This is a genomic window from Lacihabitans lacunae, assembly GCF_042649125.1.
Lineage (GTDB): Bacteria > Bacteroidota > Bacteroidia > Cytophagales > Spirosomataceae > Leadbetterella > Leadbetterella lacunae.
In genome coordinates, this window is sequence record NZ_JBHRYQ010000001.1 from 4,838,147 (window position 1) to 4,857,312 (window position 19,166).

General features: G+C 36.2%; 13 protein-coding genes. 8 read left to right on the forward strand and 5 right to left on the reverse strand.

The annotated features are described in order from the left end of the window. Nucleotides 1-116 precede the first annotated feature (116 nt). The 6 genes from ACFOOI_RS20485 to ACFOOI_RS20510 all read left to right on the forward strand — a co-directional run bounded on the left by ACFOOI_RS20485 (nt 117) and on the right by ACFOOI_RS20510 (nt 14,115). Nucleotides 117-815, forward strand: a complete 699-nt coding sequence (locus tag ACFOOI_RS20485) for a response regulator transcription factor (protein WP_379839960.1) — start codon at nt 117-119, stop codon at nt 813-815. Beyond that, complete coding sequence (locus ACFOOI_RS20490) at nt 799-2,166, forward strand: HAMP domain-containing sensor histidine kinase (protein WP_379839961.1); 1,368 nt, start codon at nt 799-801, stop codon at nt 2,164-2,166. Before ACFOOI_RS20485 ends, ACFOOI_RS20490 begins: the two co-directional genes overlap by 17 nt. Before the next feature lie 90 nt (nt 2,167-2,256). After that, the gene (locus tag ACFOOI_RS20495) at nt 2,257-3,846 is read left to right on the forward strand and encodes a SulP family inorganic anion transporter (RefSeq protein WP_379839962.1); all 1,590 of its coding nucleotides are present in this window, start codon (nt 2,257-2,259) and stop codon (nt 3,844-3,846) included. A 12-nt stretch (nt 3,847-3,858) separates the two neighbouring features. Continuing rightward, on the forward strand, nt 3,859-4,494 hold the full coding sequence (can, locus tag ACFOOI_RS20500) for a carbonate dehydratase (RefSeq protein ID WP_379839963.1): 636 nt from the start codon (nt 3,859-3,861) through the stop codon (nt 4,492-4,494). 340 nt (nt 4,495-4,834) lie between these two features. After that, nucleotides 4,835-13,375, forward strand: coding sequence for a DUF7507 domain-containing protein (locus tag ACFOOI_RS20505; protein WP_379839964.1), 8,541 nt, complete (start codon nt 4,835-4,837; stop codon nt 13,373-13,375). 551 nt (nt 13,376-13,926) lie between these two features. Continuing rightward, nucleotides 13,927-14,115, forward strand: coding sequence for a hypothetical protein (locus ACFOOI_RS20510; protein WP_379839965.1), 189 nt, complete (start codon nt 13,927-13,929; stop codon nt 14,113-14,115). A 30-nt stretch (nt 14,116-14,145) separates the two neighbouring features. Here the strand turns inward: ACFOOI_RS20510 and ACFOOI_RS20515 are convergent, their stop codons facing one another. Beyond that, nucleotides 14,146-14,565 (reverse strand): YcxB family protein, encoded by a 420-nt coding sequence (locus tag ACFOOI_RS20515; protein WP_379839966.1) that lies wholly within the window; start codon nt 14,563-14,565, stop codon nt 14,146-14,148. A 153-nt stretch (nt 14,566-14,718) separates the two neighbouring features. Further along, nucleotides 14,719-15,141, reverse strand: coding sequence for a DUF4783 domain-containing protein (locus tag ACFOOI_RS20520; RefSeq protein ID WP_379839967.1), 423 nt, complete (start codon nt 15,139-15,141; stop codon nt 14,719-14,721). 113 nt (nt 15,142-15,254) lie between these two features. Between ACFOOI_RS20520 and ACFOOI_RS20525 the strand changes: the two genes are divergently transcribed. Together ACFOOI_RS20525 and ACFOOI_RS20530 are read left to right on the forward strand one after the other, a co-directional pair. Further along, complete coding sequence (locus ACFOOI_RS20525; RefSeq protein WP_379839968.1) at nt 15,255-15,764, forward strand: phosphoribosyltransferase family protein; 510 nt, start codon at nt 15,255-15,257, stop codon at nt 15,762-15,764. 80 nt (nt 15,765-15,844) lie between these two features. Further along, entirely contained in the window at nt 15,845-16,480 is a 636-nt protein-coding gene (locus ACFOOI_RS20530) for a DedA family protein (RefSeq protein WP_379839969.1), read from the forward strand. On the opposite strand, the gene ACFOOI_RS20535 is transcribed toward ACFOOI_RS20530, so the two are convergent. Genes ACFOOI_RS20535 through ACFOOI_RS20545 form a run of 3 tightly spaced genes read right to left on the reverse strand, consistent with a single transcriptional unit; the run spans nt 16,477 to nt 19,063 of the window. Then, on the reverse strand, nt 16,477-17,214 hold the full coding sequence (locus tag ACFOOI_RS20535; protein WP_379839970.1) for a glycosyltransferase family 2 protein: 738 nt from the start codon (nt 17,212-17,214) through the stop codon (nt 16,477-16,479). The genes ACFOOI_RS20530 and ACFOOI_RS20535 overlap by 4 nt on opposite strands. A gap of 5 nt (nt 17,215-17,219) precedes the next feature. Beyond that, nucleotides 17,220-18,287, reverse strand: coding sequence for an NAD-dependent epimerase/dehydratase family protein (locus ACFOOI_RS20540; RefSeq protein ID WP_379839971.1), 1,068 nt, complete (start codon nt 18,285-18,287; stop codon nt 17,220-17,222). After that, nucleotides 18,284-19,063 (reverse strand): UDP-2,3-diacylglucosamine diphosphatase, encoded by a 780-nt coding sequence (locus ACFOOI_RS20545; RefSeq protein WP_379839972.1) that lies wholly within the window; start codon nt 19,061-19,063, stop codon nt 18,284-18,286. Before ACFOOI_RS20545 ends, ACFOOI_RS20540 begins: the two co-directional genes overlap by 4 nt. Nucleotides 19,064-19,166 lie beyond the last annotated feature (103 nt).

Sequence of the window (19,166 nt, forward strand, 5' to 3'; positions counted from 1 at the left end):
TCAAAAAAAGCAGTTTGGTCTTTTGACTAAGCTGCTTTTTTGTTTAACGGCCTTCCTTATTTTTGTTATGCATATTTTTATCATATTTTTACGGATAATCAAAAACAGAAGAAAAGTTGAAGAGGATATTGTTAGTTGAAGATGATCTGCAAGTTTGTGGTGTAGTAAAAAGAGGCCTACAAGAAGAAAACTATGTCGTAGAAGTAGCAAATGATGGCGAAAAAGGCCTTTATATGTTTACCATAAATGACTATGATATACTTATTTTGGATATTATGCTGCCCAAAATCAGCGGCTTGGAGCTTTGTGTTGAAATCAGAAAGAAGTCTCAAGTGCCTATTTTATTATTAACTGCACTTGGTACTGCCGAAAACGTAGCCGAAGGTCTTAACAAAGGAGCTGATGATTATTTGGTGAAGCCTTTTAAATTTATAGAATTAAATGCTAGAATAAATTCATTGCTCAGAAGAGCAAATCTCAATAGCTTGGATGATCAAAAAGAGATTTTAACTTTTTCGGTTATCAGTTTAGACGACACCGCCAAGACCGTGTTCGTGGGTAAAAACGAAGTTACATTAACTACTACGGAGTATAATCTTTTGAAACTCTTCATGAAAATGCCGAATAAGGTTTTTTCAAGACAGCAGATATTAGAAGACGTTTGGGGAATCAATTTTGATCTTAGCACCAATGTGGTAGATGTTTATATAAATTATCTTAGAAAAAAACTAGACAAGCAAGGCTGTCCTAAAGTGATACAAACGGTGGTAGGCATGGGCTATACCTTAAGAGAAAACAATGTCAACTCAAAATAAAATAATCTCCCTACTTTTTGCCATCCTTTTGGGCTTTATCCTGATTTTTGGAGGTTTTATCTATTATTCAATTACCCAATATTCGTATCGGAACTTTCATGAGCGGCTTCACATTAGGGCGATAACCACGGCCAAAATTGAACTTGACTTTCATAAAGACGCCAGTTACATGAAAGAATTTAAGTCTGAGTATTTAGAAAAATTGGCCAAAGAAAAAGACTTCATAGTAGCTTTGGATACTTTAACCGACAAAAATACGTACGCCAGACAAATAGGGGTACCCTCTAAATTTATTTCTGATGTAATTCTTAAAAAGGAAGCATCAGGCAACTCAGAAACTCGATTTTTTACTGGGATAAAATATAAAGTTGCGGGAAAAGAATATTTAGTGATAGTTTCTGCCGAAAACTATTACAATACCCACCATGTGGTGTTTTTGAGGCAGTTGTTAATAGCAACTTTTATAGTTTCTATATTGCTTACACTTTTTGTTTCTTTTTGGTTTTCTGACAAAATCACGAAACCCCTTAAAGAAATCTCGGATAAAGTAAACGAAATAGGGGCGGGGAATCTTAATTTGAGAATTCCAAATATCGAAGACAATCAAGAGTTGGCTGTTTTGACCGATACTTTTAACTCCATGTTAGATAGGTTAGAGACTTCTTTTGAGGCACAAAATAATTTTGTTTCGAACGCCTCTCATGAGCTCAGAACTCCATTAACAACTATTATAGCGGAGGCTGACTTGGCATTGAGCAAAGACCGAGACATAAACCGATATAAAGACACACTTCAGATTATTCTTTCAGAAGCTGAAAAATTAAATAATAAAACTCAAGCACTTTTGTATTTGGCTCAAACAGGTTTTAGTAAACAAAATCTGAAATTTGAAGAGTGTAGAGTAGACGAACTGCTTATAGATGTTAAACACACTCTTAATAACATAAATCCAGAGAATAAACTACAATTTCAGTTTTCAAATTTGCCCAAAAAACACGAGAGGTTAATAGTGTCAGGCAACAAGCAATTGTTACTTTTGGCTATTTCTAATGTGGTATCAAATGCAATTAAGTATTCCAAAAACGATGAAGTGAAATGTATTGTTTATTGGGAAAAAGACACGATTGTAGTAAGTATTGAAGATAAAGGAATCGGTGTACCAGAGGCAGAAATCCCATTTTTGTTTGACCCGTTTTTTAGAGCCTCAAACACACGTGAGTTTGAAGGTTACGGCATCGGATTGCCTCTTACACGAAACATTATTAGACTACACGGCGGGGAACTCGAATTTCAATCTAATATACCAAAGGGCTTGATTGTCCGAATAAAACTACCGATTCTGCAAGATTAAAATCATATTAGAATAGTATTAGAAATAATAAGCCCTCAGAAAATTTATCGATTTTTGTGGTACTACCTCAAATAAATCTAAATTAAACGAATGGCATCTAAATCTTTCGATACTTATATTTCAAATTTAAAATACGACTTACCAGCCGGTCTAGTGGTTTTTCTTGTGGCCTTGCCGCTGTGTTTGGGTATTTCACTGGCTTCTGGAGCCCCTTTTTTTAGTGGAATATTAGCAGGTGTAATCGGAGGAGTAGTTATCGGTTTACTTGGCAATAGTCAGTTGAGCGTCAGTGGGCCAGCAGCTGGCCTTGTGGCGGTTGTTATATCTGCAATTGCCACTTTGGGTTCATTTGAAGCGTTTTTGCTAACTGTTTTTATCGCTGGTTTTATCCAAATCGCTTTTGGCCTATTTAAGGCAGGGATTATTGCAAATTATTTCCCTTCCAATGTTATCAAAGGAATGCTTTCGGGTATAGGAATTATTATTATTCTTAAACAAATTCCGCATGCTTTAGGATACGACAAAGACATAGAAGGAGATTTAGCTTTTTTACAGATAGATGGAGAGAACTCCATCACCGGACTTATTTCGGCCGTTGAGCATATCGATATTGGAGCTACATTAATAGCAGTTATTGGTTTGTTGGTTATTTTGTTATTTGAAAATCCAAAACTAAAAAACATATCTAAAATTATACCGGGTGGTTTGGCGGCTGTGTTTGCGGGAGTTTTCGTAAATGAGGCTTTATTTAAAACCATCGATTTCCTTTATGTGGGCGATAGACACAAGGTTTCTGTGCCAGTGCCAAGTAGTGTAACTGAGTTTTTAGGATTCTTTAGTTTCCCTGATTTTTCTCAAATTCAAAACCCGCAAGTATGGGTTTTTGCATTAACTATTGCCGCAGTGGCTTCTATAGAGTCCTTGTTATGTATTGAAGCCATTGATAAACTTGACCCTGAAAATAGAGTAACAAATACAAATAGAGAGTTAATAGCTCAAGGAATTGGTAATTCTATATCAGGAATGTTCGGAGGTTTGCCCATCACAAGTGTGATTGTAAGAAGTAGTGCAAATCTAAACGCCAAAGGAAAAACCAAAGTATCTACTATATTTCATGGGCTCTTGTTATTTGGAAGTGTTGTGCTAATTCCGGGACTTTTAAATAAAATCCCTCTGGCTGCACTGGCAGCGATTCTACTTCATACAGGTTACAAGTTAGCTAAGCCGAGTATTTTTAAGCAAATGTTTAAAAACGGCAGATATCAATGGTTGCCTTTTGTAGTAACGATTTTGGCAGTGGTTTTCCTTGACTTGTTAAAAGGCGTATCTATTGGTTTAGGAGTAAGTATCGTATATATCTTATACGGTAATTTTAGAAATTCATATTTCTTCAATAAAGAATCTCATCAAGAAGGAGATACCATAAAAATTAGACTATCAGAAGAAGTTTCTTTTCTAAATAAAGCCAGTATCAGAGAAACTTTAGACAGAATTCCGGATAATTCAAACGTATTAATAGACGCATCAAACTCTCTTTATATTGATTTTGACGTACTAGAAATACTCAAAGAATTTATAGAAATAAAAGCTCCTATAAAAAATATAAAGTGCGAAACAATAGGCATGAAAGACAACTATGAGCTTAAAAGTGATAAAAAGGTAGTTTCAATATCAAAATAACGTTATTTATAAATGAAAGAAATAGAAAAACTAATTAGTAACAATAAGGAATGGGCTGAAGGTCAAGTAGCCAAAGATCCTCAATTCTTCAAAAGACTAGAGGATATTCAAACTCCTCAGTTTTTGTGGATAGGCTGCAGCGATAGCCGAGTGCCTGCCGATCAAATTACCGGCACCCAGCCAGGGCAGATATTTGTGCATAGAAATATTGCTAATATGGTAATCCATACTGACCTAAACCTCCTTTCAGTATTGGAATATGCTGTAGTATATCTCAAAGTAAAACACATTATTGTGTGTGGACACTATAACTGTGGAGGCGTAAAAGCCGCTATGTCTAACCAAAATTTTGGAATAATTAATAAATGGGTTAGAAACATCAAAGACGTGTATAGGATACATAGAATGGAATTGGATGCACTTACAGATGAAACCGAAAGGCTAGATAGATTGGTTGAGTTGAATGTGATTGAGCAGGTGCATAATTTGTCTAAAACTACTGTGATTCAAAAGCTGTGGAATACAGAGCAACGTCCGTTTATTCATGGGTGGGTATATGGTTTAAATAACGGAATTGTGAACCCAATAGTTACGATGTCTCATGAAGACCATTTAGACCCAATCTATGAATTTGATGATTTTAAATAAGAAATAAATAAACGTATTTTTCCAATTGTAATCGTTGGTTTATTAAGTCACGCACAACTACATTTTATAATTTCAAAAATCTCCTCTTACAGGGAGATTTTTATGTTTAATGGCTTTTTTGATATATTTTTTAATATTTTATTTCGTATTAATGTGCTTATAATTAATGTATTGTAATGAAAATGTGAGATATTTTGCTTAAGGTGTATTTGTTGGCATGTTAATTGACAACTATACTTTTGAGAAAAAAAATAATCACTTTTAGTTTGCCCGTAAATAATATTCTATTCGAAGAGCTTTCTAGAGAATTAAATACGAAACTAACTATTGTTTAGTTACAATGAATACCTTTCCTAATAAAAACCAAACTAAAATCGTAAGTCAAAAAACGATTTTAAAACTTTTAAGTCTATTACTTTTTGCATTTCATTCCTATGGTGAGGGTACCAAAGAATTAAGTCCAAACTCAACTAAGATTACAAGTTTGTATTTTTCTCCTTCCACAGGTGTGGGCTCAAACTTTAATGCCGCTTCAGAGGATAGGATTTATTTTAAAATCGGCAATCACACCACCGAAAACTTCTATTTTGGAGTTGGTAACTGTGTGACAAGCAATAACCCAAACACTTCCGTTACCGATGCATATTACCGTATTCTAAATTCTGCAGGTACTGTGGTTAAAGGTCCAGCCTTATTAGACCGTACTCAGATAGATACGCATGCCAAAGCACTCGCTGGTGCTAATATAAACGCAACCGCCCCGACTGGTTACACGCCAATAGTATTTGACCCAACTGCAAACGACGATTATTACATAGAAATATATAGAAGTTCAAACGCAGGAGCTACTTCCTCAAACGGAAACTTCAATATTCCATTTTTTGACTTTCAAGTTGCTACCGCCGCTGGTTCCAGAATTAACGGTAGAGTATATGCAGAAAAATGGAGTTTTAGAGCCACTTCACCTACCACAAACTGGAGAGGTGATTTTACCGATTACATTGACCCTACTTTATATACATTTACAGCTGATCAGACCGTAGTAAAAGTTCAATTTACAGATTTTCAGCCATTGGCATTTGTTCCGGCTTTTAACAGCTATGGCGTTAATTCAGACGAAACAGATTGGTTTATTGGAAGAAGGTCAGTTACATCTGGTGCCTCTTCTCCCACACTAGTAGGTGGTTTCAAAACTTTTTTAAACCAACCAGACGGTACTCAATATCCGCCTGCGGCATTAGCAACCGCTCCAACTATTAACGGTAAAATCACTGGATGCCCGGGAGGATATCTAATTCCATATTTTTCTAATGTAAATGGAGACGTAAGGTTTCTTTTAGATTTAAATGGTGTTGCTGGATTTCAGGCAGGAACTGCCGACGTTATTTTAGAACAAAAAGACGTAGTTGCTGGAAATAATTTTATGCCTTGGGATGGAAAAAATGGATTGGGAGTAGCTTTAGCTGCAAACTCAACCATGAACTCTACAATCTCGATGCTAAGAGGTAGAATAAATATGCCCGTTTATGATGCTGAAGTAAATTCAAAAGGTTTTCAAATTTCTGCGGTTTCACCTGCATCAGTTTCGGTTGTGAAAATGTATTGGGACGACAGTCACTTGACAAATATTACAGGAAACGGTACCAATTTAAATAACACCACAGGACCAGGTATAGACAATAGTATAAATGGACAGGCTTCTCCGGGTCATGCTTGGAATGGAGCATATGGTACTACATTAATTACACCGCCTGCTACCGCCACTACAGATGGCAATGCCACCACAGACGCGAGTGATGACTTCGGTAACTTGAGAACAATAAATACTTGGTTTTGGGGATTAGAAGAGCAATCAGGAAGCCTAAATATTAGATTGCCTTATTGTTTATCTATATCAGGTACAGTTTATCAAGATGGCAATGCCCTTAAAGACAATCTCATAAATGGAGTAGGAAGTAATGCTGGCGGTTTGTATGCATATTTAGTAGACAGTACAAACAAAGTAGTGGCCATTGATACAGTAACTGTAGATGGTTTTTATGGATTTAATAAATTTGATTCTGGAAATTATAAAGTTAGAATCAGCAATCTACCTGGTCAAATTGGCAATACTCCTCCTGCTACCGTACTCCCTGCAGGTTTTAACCTTACTGGCGAAGGCATCGCAAGCGGAGGTGATGGAGTAATTGACGGTGAAACAGCAGTTAAATTGGTCGCTTCAGACATAAGTGGGGTTTTGTTTGGAATAAATAAAGCACCAGAGTCAAATCCAGCTTCTGTCACTTTGCCAAACCCATTTGGTACTAATCAGGTAACGGTACCGACTGTTTCAGGATCAGACTCCGAAGATGGTGCTCTTGGTGCTAATAATCGCATCACGATTAAAGTGTTACCTGTCAATGCAATCTTGTATTATGACGGCGTGGCGGTTATAGAAAAAGATACTATTTTTAATTATGACCCTGCTTTATTGACTTTGGACCCTTCGTTTGAAAACGCTGGAACGGTTACTTTTCAGTATGCTTTTGTAGACAATGCCATTGTGGAAGATCCAACACCTGCTACCGTAACTGTAAACTTTGTGGCTAGTCCACCAGTAGCAACAGACGACGAAAAACTAAATAATATTGGAGGTTCTACTGTAACGTTGAATATTATAGGCAATGATAAAATAGCAGATGCGAAAGCACCTTTGGCCTCAGAAGTGAAAGTAGATTTAAATAGTACGCTTACAGGAGTTCAAGATAGTTTAGTGGTGTCTGGTGAGGGGGTTTGGGTATATGATAGCCTTACTGGAAATGTTACATTTAAACCTGCTGTAGAAATAACAAATAACCCAACGGATATTTCATATATTATTATTGAAAAACTAACTGGACTAAGCGATACCGCAAAAATTAATATTGAATACATTCCGCCAGTAGCAAATAACGATGAGCAGTTGGCCATTTTACCTGGAGACACGGTTAGTGTTAATATTCTAGCAAATGATAAGCTTTCTGACAATTCTACTGCAACGCCAAGTGCAGTAATAGTAGATTTAAATCCGTCTCTATCTGGAGTTCAAGATACGCTTAAAGTTGTGGGCGAAGGAGTTTGGACATACAATTCAGCTACAGGTGTACTTACATTTACGCCAGAACCCGGCTTTACAACAGACCCAACAGATATTACGTATCAAATAACAGAGAAGTTAACGGGTTTAAAAGATTTGGGTGTATTGAATATAGAGTATCAGAGATTTCCTCCTATAGCTATAAAAGACGAAAACCTAGGCAACGCTCCTGGCAATAAAGCTACACTTAATATTTTGAACAATGATATGCTTTCAGATAGCAGTGCGGCGATATTGAGCAAAGTTCGTGTAGATGTAAATATTGCTTTAGCGGGTGAGCAAACGACATATTCGGTTCCTAACCAAGGGGTTTGGGCATATGATAGCTTAAGTGGAAAATTAACGTTTACGCCTGAAATTGGTTTTACTACCGATCCAAGTGATATTATTTATAGTTTAGTTGAAAAATCAACAGGACTAAGCGATACCACAATCGTTAGAGTAGGGTATAACGAAGTGAATCCTTATGCTAAATACGACCAAAGTTTAGCAAATACTCCTGGAAAAACTGTAGAGTTAAATTTGCTTACAAACGATTTGCTTTCTGACAGTAGTGCAGTTTTACCTGCCAAAGTCCGCGTAGACTTAAATGAGAATATTGCAGGCGTTCAAACCACTTTGATAGTACCTAATGAGGGGGTTTGGAAATATGACAGCTTAAGTGGAAATGTAACATTTACACCTGAAGCAGGATTTACTACTGATCCTACCATTATTTCGTATACGCTAATGGAAAAACTAACGGGATTAAGCGATAATGCCTTAATTACAATTCAATATTTAGAAAGACCTCCATATGCAAAAAATGACGAAAGCCTAGGAAATACTTCAGGTGATTTAGTTGTTCTAAATTTACTAACAAACGATAAGTTATCTGATAGTACTGCGGCTCAAGCCAGTAAAGTTATGGTAGACTTAAATCCTAGTATTGCGGGTGTTCAAATCACTTATGTGGTAGCGGGTCAGGGCATTTGGTCGTACGACAGTGTTACTGGAAATGCATCATTTATGCCTGAGGTTACTTTTACTCTAAACCCAACAGACATACCGTATGTGTTAATAGAAAAATTAACAGGGCTGAACGATACTGCAATGATTAATGTAGAATATATGCCTCCTGCTGCTAATAATGACCAAAACTTGGGTAATACCCCAGGGCAAGCAGTAAGTGTAAATATTTTGGCAAATGATAAATTATCTGATAATTCGCCTGTTTCGCCAAGTACTGTTACAGTAGATTTAAACCCAGCACTTCCGGGTGTGCAAGACACTTTGATAGTGAGTGGAGAAGGTATATGGACCTATGTAGACACCACAGGTGTCCTTACTTTTACTCCATATCCAGGCTTTACTGCCAATCCTACAGATATTACATACGTTTTGACGGATAAATCTAACGGGCTTAGCGATGAAGGGTTGCTAAATGTAGAGTACCTACAGTATCCCCCAATTGCCATAAAAGATGAAAACCTAGGAAATACGCCAGGTAAGAAAGTTTCATTGAATGTTTTGGCAAACGATATGCTTTCTGATAGCAGTGTGGCCACTCCAAGCAAAGTTCAGGTAGATTTAAACCTTACAATGGCAGGAACTCAAAATTCTTTGACAGTAATTAATCAAGGAGTTTGGGGGTATGACAGCTTAAGCGGAATATTATTATTTACTCCCGAAGCTGGCTTTACTACAGACCCGAGTGTTATCATTTATAACCTAATTGCCAAGTCCAATGGCTTGAGCGATACCACCATTGTAAAAGTAACTTATAATGAAATTCCTCCTTTTGCAAAAAATGACGAGAGTTTAGCCAATAAGCCAGGCAAAACGGTGGTTCTAAATATTGTCTCAAATGACAAATTATCTGACAGTACCGTTGCAGTAGCCTCAAAAGTTAGAGTGGATTTAAATCCTAGTTTGGCGGGTGTGCAAACTGTACTCTCAGTAACAAACCAAGGTGTTTGGTCGTACGATAGCTTAAGTGGTAACGTTACTTTTGCTCCTGAGACCGGTTTCACTACAGACCCTACAGATATTTCTTATGCTTTAATAGAAAAAATTACAGGCTTTAGCAGTTCTGCTTTAATAAATGCAGAATACACAGAATTGCCACCGTATGCTAAAAACGGCGAAAGTTTAAGCAATAAGCCCGGCGATACGGTGATTTTGAATATCATTTCAAATGATAAACTTTCTGACAGTTCGGCTATCGTTTTAAGTAAAATAAAAATAGATCTAAACCCAAGCCTTTCGGGTATTCAGAATAGTTTGACTGTAGCAAATGAAGGTATCTGGACTTACGACAGTCTAAGCGGAAATGTATCGTTTATTCCTTCAATCGGTTTTACCACTGACCCAACGGATATTCCGTATCTTTTAATAGAAAAAATAACGGGACTTTCGGCTCAAGCATTAATTAACGTAGAATACACGGAAGTGCCGCCAAAGGCTAAAAACGACGAAAGCTTGGCAAATAAGCCAGGTAATACAGTAGTGTTAAATATACTAACAAATGATAAATTATCGGATAGTACTGCTGCATTGCCAAGTAGAGTACGTGTAGATTTAAATACTAGTATGGCCGGTGTTCAAACCATGCTAACTTTAGCAAATCAAGGCGTATGGTCATACGACAGTTTAAGTGGAAATGTTTCATTCATGCCTGCGGCTGGTTTTACAACTGACCCAACGGATATCACGTATAATTTAATCGAGAAATCGACTGGGTTGAGTTCTTCGGCACGAATCAATGTAGAATATACCGAAGTGGCACCAAAGGCCTTTAATGATTCTAAACTTGCAAACGCTGTGGGTACTGTCGCAACATTAAATATCCTGACAAACGACAAGCTTTCAGACAGTACGGCTGTTGTGGCTAGTAAAGTTAGGGTAGATTTAAATACTACTTTAAGTGGCGTTCAGACTTCACTAGCTGTTGCCAATCAAGGTGTGTGGGCGTATGATAGTTTAACGGGTAACGTTTCATTTACGCCAGCCATTAATTTCACCACTGACCCAACGGATATTACGTATAGTTTAATTGAAAAATTAACGGGACTTAGTTCAAATGCAATTATTCATGTTGACTATTTTGAAAAAGCTCCAATAGCAAATAATGATTCAAAGTTAGATAATGACAAAGGTACTACGGTAACCCTTTCAATACTTGCAAATGATACCTTGAGCAATAAACAAGTAGCATCTAGAAATATTGTAACTGTAGATCTAAATCCAACTTTAGCAGGAAATCAAAATACGCTAACCGTAAATAACCAAGGAGTATATAGCTATAGCACCAGCACAGGTTTGGTTACATTTACGCCAAGTACTAGTTTGGCAGGAAATCCAACGCCAATCAAATATGTTTTGATTGAAAACTCAAACATGCTATCTGATACGGCCTTAATTACGGTTACTTACAAATTACAAATGATTGCGAATGAAGACCAAAGTAATTCAAATACTCCAGGGCAATCCGCTCAGTTAAATATTGTGTCAAACGATACCCTGAGCAATGGCGTAAAGGCGACTCCAGGTGATGTAATAATAGATTTAGATCCAAACACAGTAGGAGTAGAGGATACACTAAAAGTACCTTATCAAGGAACTTGGATTTATAATCCAGTAACAGGAGTTCTAACATTTAAACCTGAAAATGGATTTTCGGGCAATCCGGATCCAATCCAATATTTGATAACTGAAATAGGAACGGGAGCTAATTCTCAAGCATCGGTTACGGTATTGTACATTCCGGTTCCGCCTGTGGCAGTAAATGATGCCAAATTAGGTAATTTGCCTCAAACGCCGGTTTCATTAAATATTGTTAAAAACGATGTTTTGGCAGATGGCACTTTGGCAAATGAGACCCTAGTTTATGTAGATTTAGATTTAACAAAAGCAGGAAACCAAGATTCGTTTAAAGTAAATAAAGTAGGGGTCTATTTGTATAACTCAAATACAGGCATGGTTACTTTTAAACCAGATACTGCTTTGAAAACAAATCCAGCTCCTATTCAATATATTTTAATCGAAAAAAGTACATTCTTAACTGATACGGCTACCATCACACTTACGTTTGCTGAGCCTGTAGTAGCTACTAATGACCAATCTGTAGGAAACACTTTAGGTACACCTGTCTCAATCAATATCATTCAAAATGATTCGCTTTCAAACGATTCAAAAGCTACTCCTAGTAGTGTTATCATTGACTTGAACCCAAATACGCCTGCAGTAGAAGATACCCTAAAGGTACCGGGTCAAGGTACATGGGTTTATGTTCCTGCCTCAGGAGTTTTAACATTCACTCCTGAAGTTGGTTTCACGAGCGACCCAACACCTATAACGTATTTAATCACGGATAAAACAACGTTTGCCCAAGGCACAGCCACCATTACGGTTGATTATGTACAAGCAAATCCAGTTGCAAACTCAGACCAAAGTCTTAATAATTTACCTATGACAAATGTCATTTTGGATATTTTATTAAATGACAAACTAAGTGATAATTCGCAAGCGGTATTTGGCAAAGTAGATGTAGACCTTAACCTTGCAAGTGCAGGAGTGCAGCATAGTCTTACTGTAATTGGAGAGGGAACGTACATTTATAATCCGGCAAACGGAAGAGTGACGTTTTCGCCAACAAGTGGTTATTACAAACAACCGTCAGACAAAATTTACAGCTTGATAGAAACAGGAACGGGACAAAGTGATACTGCTAAAATAAAAATTACCTATACGTACACAAGCTTACTTGAATTAACCAAAACTGCGGTTTTATTCGGAAAAGGATATGTAGGCGATACCATAGAATATACATTTTCGGTAGTGAATAAAGGAAATGTGCCAGTGTCAAACCTAAGTATTACGGACACTTTGGTAGCTAAAACTCCATTGGTGCTTACGCCTTCTGTATTACAACCTGCAGGAATAGGCACAGCAAAAGCACTTTATATTTTAAAACTACAAGATGTACTAAGAGGCACAGTAACCAATACGGCCACTGTAAACGGCCAAGATCCAAACAGTTTAGTAGTGAGCGACGTTTCAGACAATGGAAATGTTTCGCAGCCAGGCAATAGTGACCCTACTATTTTATATCTGCCGCAAAGCTATGAAGTTGACTTGAAGTTAACGCAAAACGTGGATGGCAATTGCAAAAGACAAATAGGAGATACTATCACTTATACTTTGGTAGTGCAAAGAGAAGATACCTTGAACTTACAGGTTACGGCTACAATAAAAGATAGTTTGGGAGTTAACCTAAGGTTTATTTCGGCAAACGCCACTAGCGGTACTTATAATTCTACCACTAAAATGTGGAGTGGTTTGTCACTTGGCAAGAATGGCAAAGACACCTTGGTTATCAAAGCTTTAGTGCTGACAAGTATCGGCGGTACTAACTGCAACGTGGCTTGGGTGCAGTCGTCTAATTACAACGATGTAGACTCTACACCTGGAGATCAAGACCCTACCGAAGACGATTACTCGAAAGCGTGTATAAGTGTTCCGATTCAAATTTGTGCCGAGAGAAACGAATCAGCCCTTTTAGCTGCCGAAACTGGTCACACGAGTTACCAGTGGTACAAAGACGGTCAAATAATTCAAGGAGCCACAAGTGTTACGTACAGTGCCATTGCGGCGGGGCAATACACAATTACTGTAGACGGCAATACGTGTAATGGAAATAACTGTTGCCCTATTTATGTGGAGGAGAATTGTGTTTGTCCACCAAAAATATGTATTCCTATCACCATCAAAAAGATTCAAAAATAATTATTAAATACATACATTTAGACTAGTTCCTTATTGGGCTAGTCTTTTTTTTGTTTAGGCAAAAAACAAATGCAGTTTTAGCGGTATAGAAATTCAATTTTCTTTCCATTTACTGGACATCCTTTTTCTCTTTTGGAAAAAAAAGTGTGGTCTGATTTCTTATAATTTTATTTAAGGAAAAAATAAACGATAATTTCTTGATTTTTTTAGTGTAGTATCCAAACTTGGAAAAACTGATTTATTTCCTATTTTTGTTTCCCAAAAAGTAAAAAATAACAACAATTAAGCCCTAACGCCCCTGTGCCAAAGTTTAAATTTGATTTTTAACTCAAAAATAATAGGCTAATCAACGTAAAAGACAGAAAATCTATTAAAAGAGGTAGTTTTGTTATAAGATATTATATATCAGAAAGTTAATAAAATGAGCCTTTGCAGATTCTGAAGTTTTCGAAAAAATAGTTGGTTCTAAATATTTTTTGAAAAAAAATACAAAATTATTTTTTCCCACCTTGGCATTTTATTTGAGGCTTTTGTTTTAAACAAAACAAAATATGATGCATCAAACCCGAGTATTTGTTCCTGCTGAATATATAGAGCAAGTAATGGAAGTAAGTAAAGGCGTATTTAATAACGAAGAGGAAGTAGGATTTTTAAAGTCGTGTCTTTATTATCTTAAAGAGGGTTTAAATGCCGACCAAGCTATTGATATGGCAATGATAGATTATCTGATTGACCTTTAAGTTTCAATCAGATAATCTTCTTTTTTTATCTTACAATAAATTCTTTCTTCTTAAGATCGATTCCAAAAGCTTTTGGTCATTCTCAGAGGTAAATACATTGTTAGCAAAATGTAAAAACTGACCTCTGCCGATATGTAAAAAATATCCCGTCTCGTCTTTCTCTGCAGACAATATAGTATCCCATTTAACTATTCCGCCCTCTTTGGCGTTTATTTTCACTAATATTTGTCTACTGTCAATCTCATAAGCAAACTTGTCAAACATCTGTTTGTTTTGCTCCATTTGTGTGGCAGCATAAAATTGAATATACCAAAACGCAACAAATAAGCCACCCCCAATTACAGCAGTGATCAGAATCCACCAGTTTTTGTAGGTACCTGTAAAGTGTAACACAAGACCCAATATAGCCACTGCCGCAGGTATAAGTAACCATTTCCAGCTAGTTTTCATTTGGTTTTTAAAGGCCTTATTGATATATAATTTTTTATCTAGGGCAAACTTTTTTGTTTTTACAATCATCAACTTATTTTTTTGTGGTGCAAAAATAAAAAAAAAGGCTCGGATGATATCCGAACCTCTTAAAAATATCTAAAAAAATAAAGATTATCCTTTCTTTAGCTGTAAAGTGTTAATCAAATATTGGTTGTTTTTGGTTTTTTTGATCAACATGTACACATAGTAGTCGCTGTTTTTGCTTCTATAGTTACCAATACTATATTTAAGCTCTGAGCTACTATTACCTTGATACACGTAGCTAAACGATAGTGGAGGGTTTTTTCTGAAAAATGAATTCAAAATGTTTTTTGCTTGATTGCTTGGCAATTTTTGAAATTCTATTTTTTCTCCATCTATTATAAGTTCTATTTCACTATCTAAACAGCTGCTAAGTAAATCAGAGTTGCCACCTTTAAATGAGGTGCTTATTATTTTTGAGACCTCCGTTAATCCTAATTTCTCCGTATTGTTATTTTTATAGGTAGCACTACTAAATGTTAAAAATAAAACAATGCTAATTAAATGTTTCATAATTCTGATTGTATCCGTTTTGTTATATATTTGTTCCTGACATGGTCAATAATGTAAATACAGAAACTATGCCAACTCTGTGATTGACAAAAATCAATTTTATAAATTTAAGAATGACAGCAGATAGAACTCAGCATTTGGACGAAACCAAAACCAATCAGAAAATAAAAAGGCTCGCATATCAGATATATGAGAATAATTTCGAAGAAAAAGAAATCATATTGGCAGGGATAGACGGTCAAGGCTATGTTTTTGCCACACTATTAGAAAAATATTTAAATGAAATATCTGAAATAAAAATAAGTATCGCCAAGCTCAAATTTGATAAAATGTCAAATTTCCAACCCGATATAGAAGTGATAAGCGAGGTGGATACTTTTAAAAATAAAACGGTGATATTAATAGACGATGTATTGAATACCGGAAAAACACTTGCTTTCTGTTTAAGACCTTTTTTGAGTATTCCATTACAGAAACTTCAGGTAGCGGTGCTGGTCGACAGGAGCCATCCAAAATATCCGATATCGGCAGATTATGTAGGGTATAGTCTCTCTACTACTTTGACTGAGCATGTGCAGGTGGTGTTATCTGGAGATGAGCCCAAAGGCGTATATTTATTCTAAGAAATTTGGAGTTAAAATATTTCAAATGCCCTAGAATTAATTTTTTACGCCCTATATTTACATAATTTCAATTTATTAGCGTGGAACAGGTTATTTCATTTTTTAATTATATCATGAATTCGCAGGAAATCATCCAAACTGGTGGTTTGCTGGCTATTATCCTGATAGTATACATCGAAAATGGACTGTTCTTTGGTTTCTTTCTTCCTGGTGACTACTTACTGTTTCTTTCCGGCGTATTTTGTTCTACTAAACTTTTAGACGTCAGTTTAGTTAGCCTTTTCTCTGGTATTTTTTTAGCAGCGGTCTTAGGAACCTATACGGGTTATATTTCCGGAAGATTTTTCGGAGATAAAATTGAAAACAAAAAAGACTCCCTGTTTTTTAAACAAAAATACATTTCTAAAACCCAGAAGTATTTTGAAAAATACGGAAGCAGAACACTCATAATTGCCCGTTTTTTGCCAATAGTCAGGACTTTCGCTCCAATAATGGCAGGCCTAGTAAAGATGAACTTCTTTAGATTTTCGCTCTATAATTTTATTGGAGGCTTCATTTGGGTATTTGTATTAGTTGGTGGAGGTTATATTTTAGGAATCAACTACCCTGGACTTATTCACTACGTACACTACATAATCTTCTTCTTTTTGGCAGTAACCACCTTTACTGTTTTGAGAGGTTACTTTTCTGCCAAAAAAGAGATGGAGGAGGTTTAAGATTTAACCTTAAAGTCTCCTCTCGAAAAATATTTTTCTATAAAGCAATACATCAAGATAAAGAAATATCTACTACCCATTTCTTTAATTTTCAATTTCGATTCCCCGTACTTTCTATTTGTCCACGAGTTTGGTACCACTGTGTAGCTAAAGCCCCTTATGATGGCCTTTAATGGCAATTCGATGGTAAGATTAAAATGAGGAGCTAAAATAGGTTGTACGCCTTTTATGACTTCTTTTTTATAAAGTTTAAATGCATTGGTGGTATCATTGTAGCTAATATTCATCACAAAACGAATGATTCTGTTTGCTACACGGTTTATCACTTTTTTCATGGGTGGGTAGTCAATTACCTGACCGCCTTTTGCCCAACGACTACCAAATACACAATCTACCTTTTCGGTTAGCATGGTGTTGTAGTACTTAATTAAATCTTCAGGAGAATCAGACAAGTCGGCCATCATAACGGCTACGCAGTCGCCCGTAAATCTATCCAAACCGTATCTTATGGCATAACCAAAGCCATTTGGGCCAGGGTTTGTAACATAGGTTAAGTGAGGGTTATCTTTTTTTAATTCGATTAATCGCTGCTCTGTTTTATCTTTTGAATTATCATTTACTACCAACAATTCATAAGGGATATCTGTTTTTGACAAAGCTTCGGTTAGGGTACTCACAGTTTCTCCAATAGATTCCTCCTCGTTGTAGGCAGGCATTACAATACTTAGTTTCATGCTAATTAGCTTAATAGTTTTTTTACGCTTTCTTCATTATTTTTAAGCCATTCAAACACATCAGATAATATCTCTTTCGGACCTATTTGAGGTTTCCAACCGCAGTGGTTCGTTATTTTGGTGTTGTCAGTTATATATATCGGAATATCCGCCGACCTGTTTTCTGCTACTTGGCTGATTTCTATTTTATTACCCGTGACTTCTTCACAAATAGCGGTAAGTTCTTGTAGCGAAACGGAGATTTCTTTTCCGCCCCCTACATTAAATATTTGACCTGAAAAGTGGTCGATGTCAAGTAGTTCTAGTTTTATAAGTTCGTAGAGGTCCGTAATGTGCAAAATATCTCGTACTTGTTTGCCTTCACCTCCAAATCCTATGTAGCTAAGGTTGTTTTTCCAATAATGTTTTGCAAGCCAAAGCACTACTACGCCTTGGTCTATTTTCCCCATTTGCCAAGGTCCGGTGATAACCCCACAACGGTTTATTACAGCCTTCAAGCCATAAAACTCAACATATTCTTGTATCAAAAGCTCTGAAGCAAGTTTGCTGGTTCCATAAAAAGACCGAGCCCCGTTAAGGTCAAAGTTTTCGGCTATGCCGTTAGGTCCTACACCCGGAAGTGTCTGGGTTTCGTCTATTTCAAAACGAGTTGCACTTTCGGTGTAGCTTATTTTGTTGAGATTATGAATCGGGTAGATTCTACTTGTAGATAAAAATATAAACTTGGCTTTGTTTTTTAGAGCAAAGTTTAAGCAGTTTATAGTTCCAACGAGGTTTGAGTTTAGGACATAGTCAGGCGTAGAGTTTATTCCTGCAAGCACAGAAGGTTCTGCTGCTGCTTCTAACAAAATGTCAATTTCGCCAACTTCGTCAAAGTCCTCTTTGTTTCTGATGTCACCATGCACAAAGGCTATCCCTAGTTCTTTTAGTCTTGGCAAATTTAACTCAGAGCCTCTTCTTTTGAGGTTATCTAAAACAACTATTTCTAATGCAGGATAATCAGTTTTTAGCTTTATAGCTAGGTTTGAGCCTACAAAACCACATCCACCTGTTACTAATACTCTTCCGTTCATGTGTTTTTATTATCGATTAATCTAAAGTTTTCACCATCAAATTCTCCATAAGAATAAAATCTTATCCAGTCTCCAAGGTTATAATATTTACTATTTTCAGTTACATTAAAATCAAATTTCTGATGCCTGTGGCCAAATACATAAAAGTCGAAATGACTTTCTTTTTCTTTCTCTTTGCAAAAAGAAAGCAGTATTTCCTTTTCTTCTGATACAAAGGCGTTTCCGTCTTCTTCTTTGTCGTTTTGTTTCCATGAGTGGCTCGCCCATTTGTTACCAAGCCACATACCAAGGTTAGAGTGAAGCACCCTCCCAAACATAAATCTGCAGATTGGATTTTTGAAAACAACTTTCAAAAACTTGTAACTGTAATCTCCAGGCCCAAGTCCATCCCCATGACCAATAAAAAAACGTTTGTTGTTTATATCAAATTGTTGAGGTTCATGATATGTCTCAGTTCCTATTTCATTGTTAAAATAGTCCTCCATCCACATGTCGTGGTTTCCCGAGAAAATTATAATTCTAATGCCTGAATCGCTTAGTTCAGCAAGTTTACCCAGAAAACGCACATAGCCTTTGGGAACCGTTTGCTTGTATTCATGCCAAAAATCAAATAGATCTCCCACCAAAAACAGAATCTGTGCATCTGCCTTGATTTGGTCAAGCCATTTGCATATTCTTTTTTCTCTTTCTAGGCTTTTCTTGTGCGTAGGTGCACCTAAATGAAAATCAGAAGCGAAGTATATTTTCTTATTGGGTTTTAAATTGATTTTCTCCAAACGTCAATTTTTTTATCAAAATTAATATTCATTTCTGTCATATTGCCCATTTTTATGTTTTTTAATCTTTTTTTACGAATTCAATGCTGTTTTTTTTCAAAGA

Excerpts from the sequence above, each read along its gene's own strand:
- ACFOOI_RS20510 (WP_379839965.1), top strand. The coding sequence starts at position 13,927 with ATGATGCATCAAACCCGAGTATTTGTTCCTGCTGAATATATAGAGCAA.
- ACFOOI_RS20490 (WP_379839961.1), top strand. The coding sequence starts at position 799 with ATGTCAACTCAAAATAAAATAATCTCCCTACTTTTTGCCATCCTTTTG.
- ACFOOI_RS20525 (WP_379839968.1), top strand. The coding sequence starts at position 15,255 with ATGACAGCAGATAGAACTCAGCATTTGGACGAAACCAAAACCAATCAG.
- ACFOOI_RS20515 (WP_379839966.1), bottom strand. The coding sequence starts at position 14,565 with ATGAAAACTAGCTGGAAATGGTTACTTATACCTGCGGCAGTGGCTATA.
- ACFOOI_RS20535 (WP_379839970.1), bottom strand. The coding sequence starts at position 17,214 with ATGAAACTAAGTATTGTAATGCCTGCCTACAACGAGGAGGAATCTATT.
- ACFOOI_RS20520 (WP_379839967.1), bottom strand. The coding sequence starts at position 15,141 with ATGAAACATTTAATTAGCATTGTTTTATTTTTAACATTTAGTAGTGCT.
- ACFOOI_RS20540 (WP_379839971.1), bottom strand. The coding sequence starts at position 18,287 with ATGAACGGAAGAGTATTAGTAACAGGTGGATGTGGTTTTGTAGGCTCA.
- ACFOOI_RS20495 (WP_379839962.1), top strand. The coding sequence starts at position 2,257 with ATGGCATCTAAATCTTTCGATACTTATATTTCAAATTTAAAATACGAC.
- can (WP_379839963.1), top strand. The coding sequence starts at position 3,859 with ATGAAAGAAATAGAAAAACTAATTAGTAACAATAAGGAATGGGCTGAA.
- ACFOOI_RS20505 (WP_379839964.1), top strand. The coding sequence starts at position 4,835 with ATGAATACCTTTCCTAATAAAAACCAAACTAAAATCGTAAGTCAAAAA.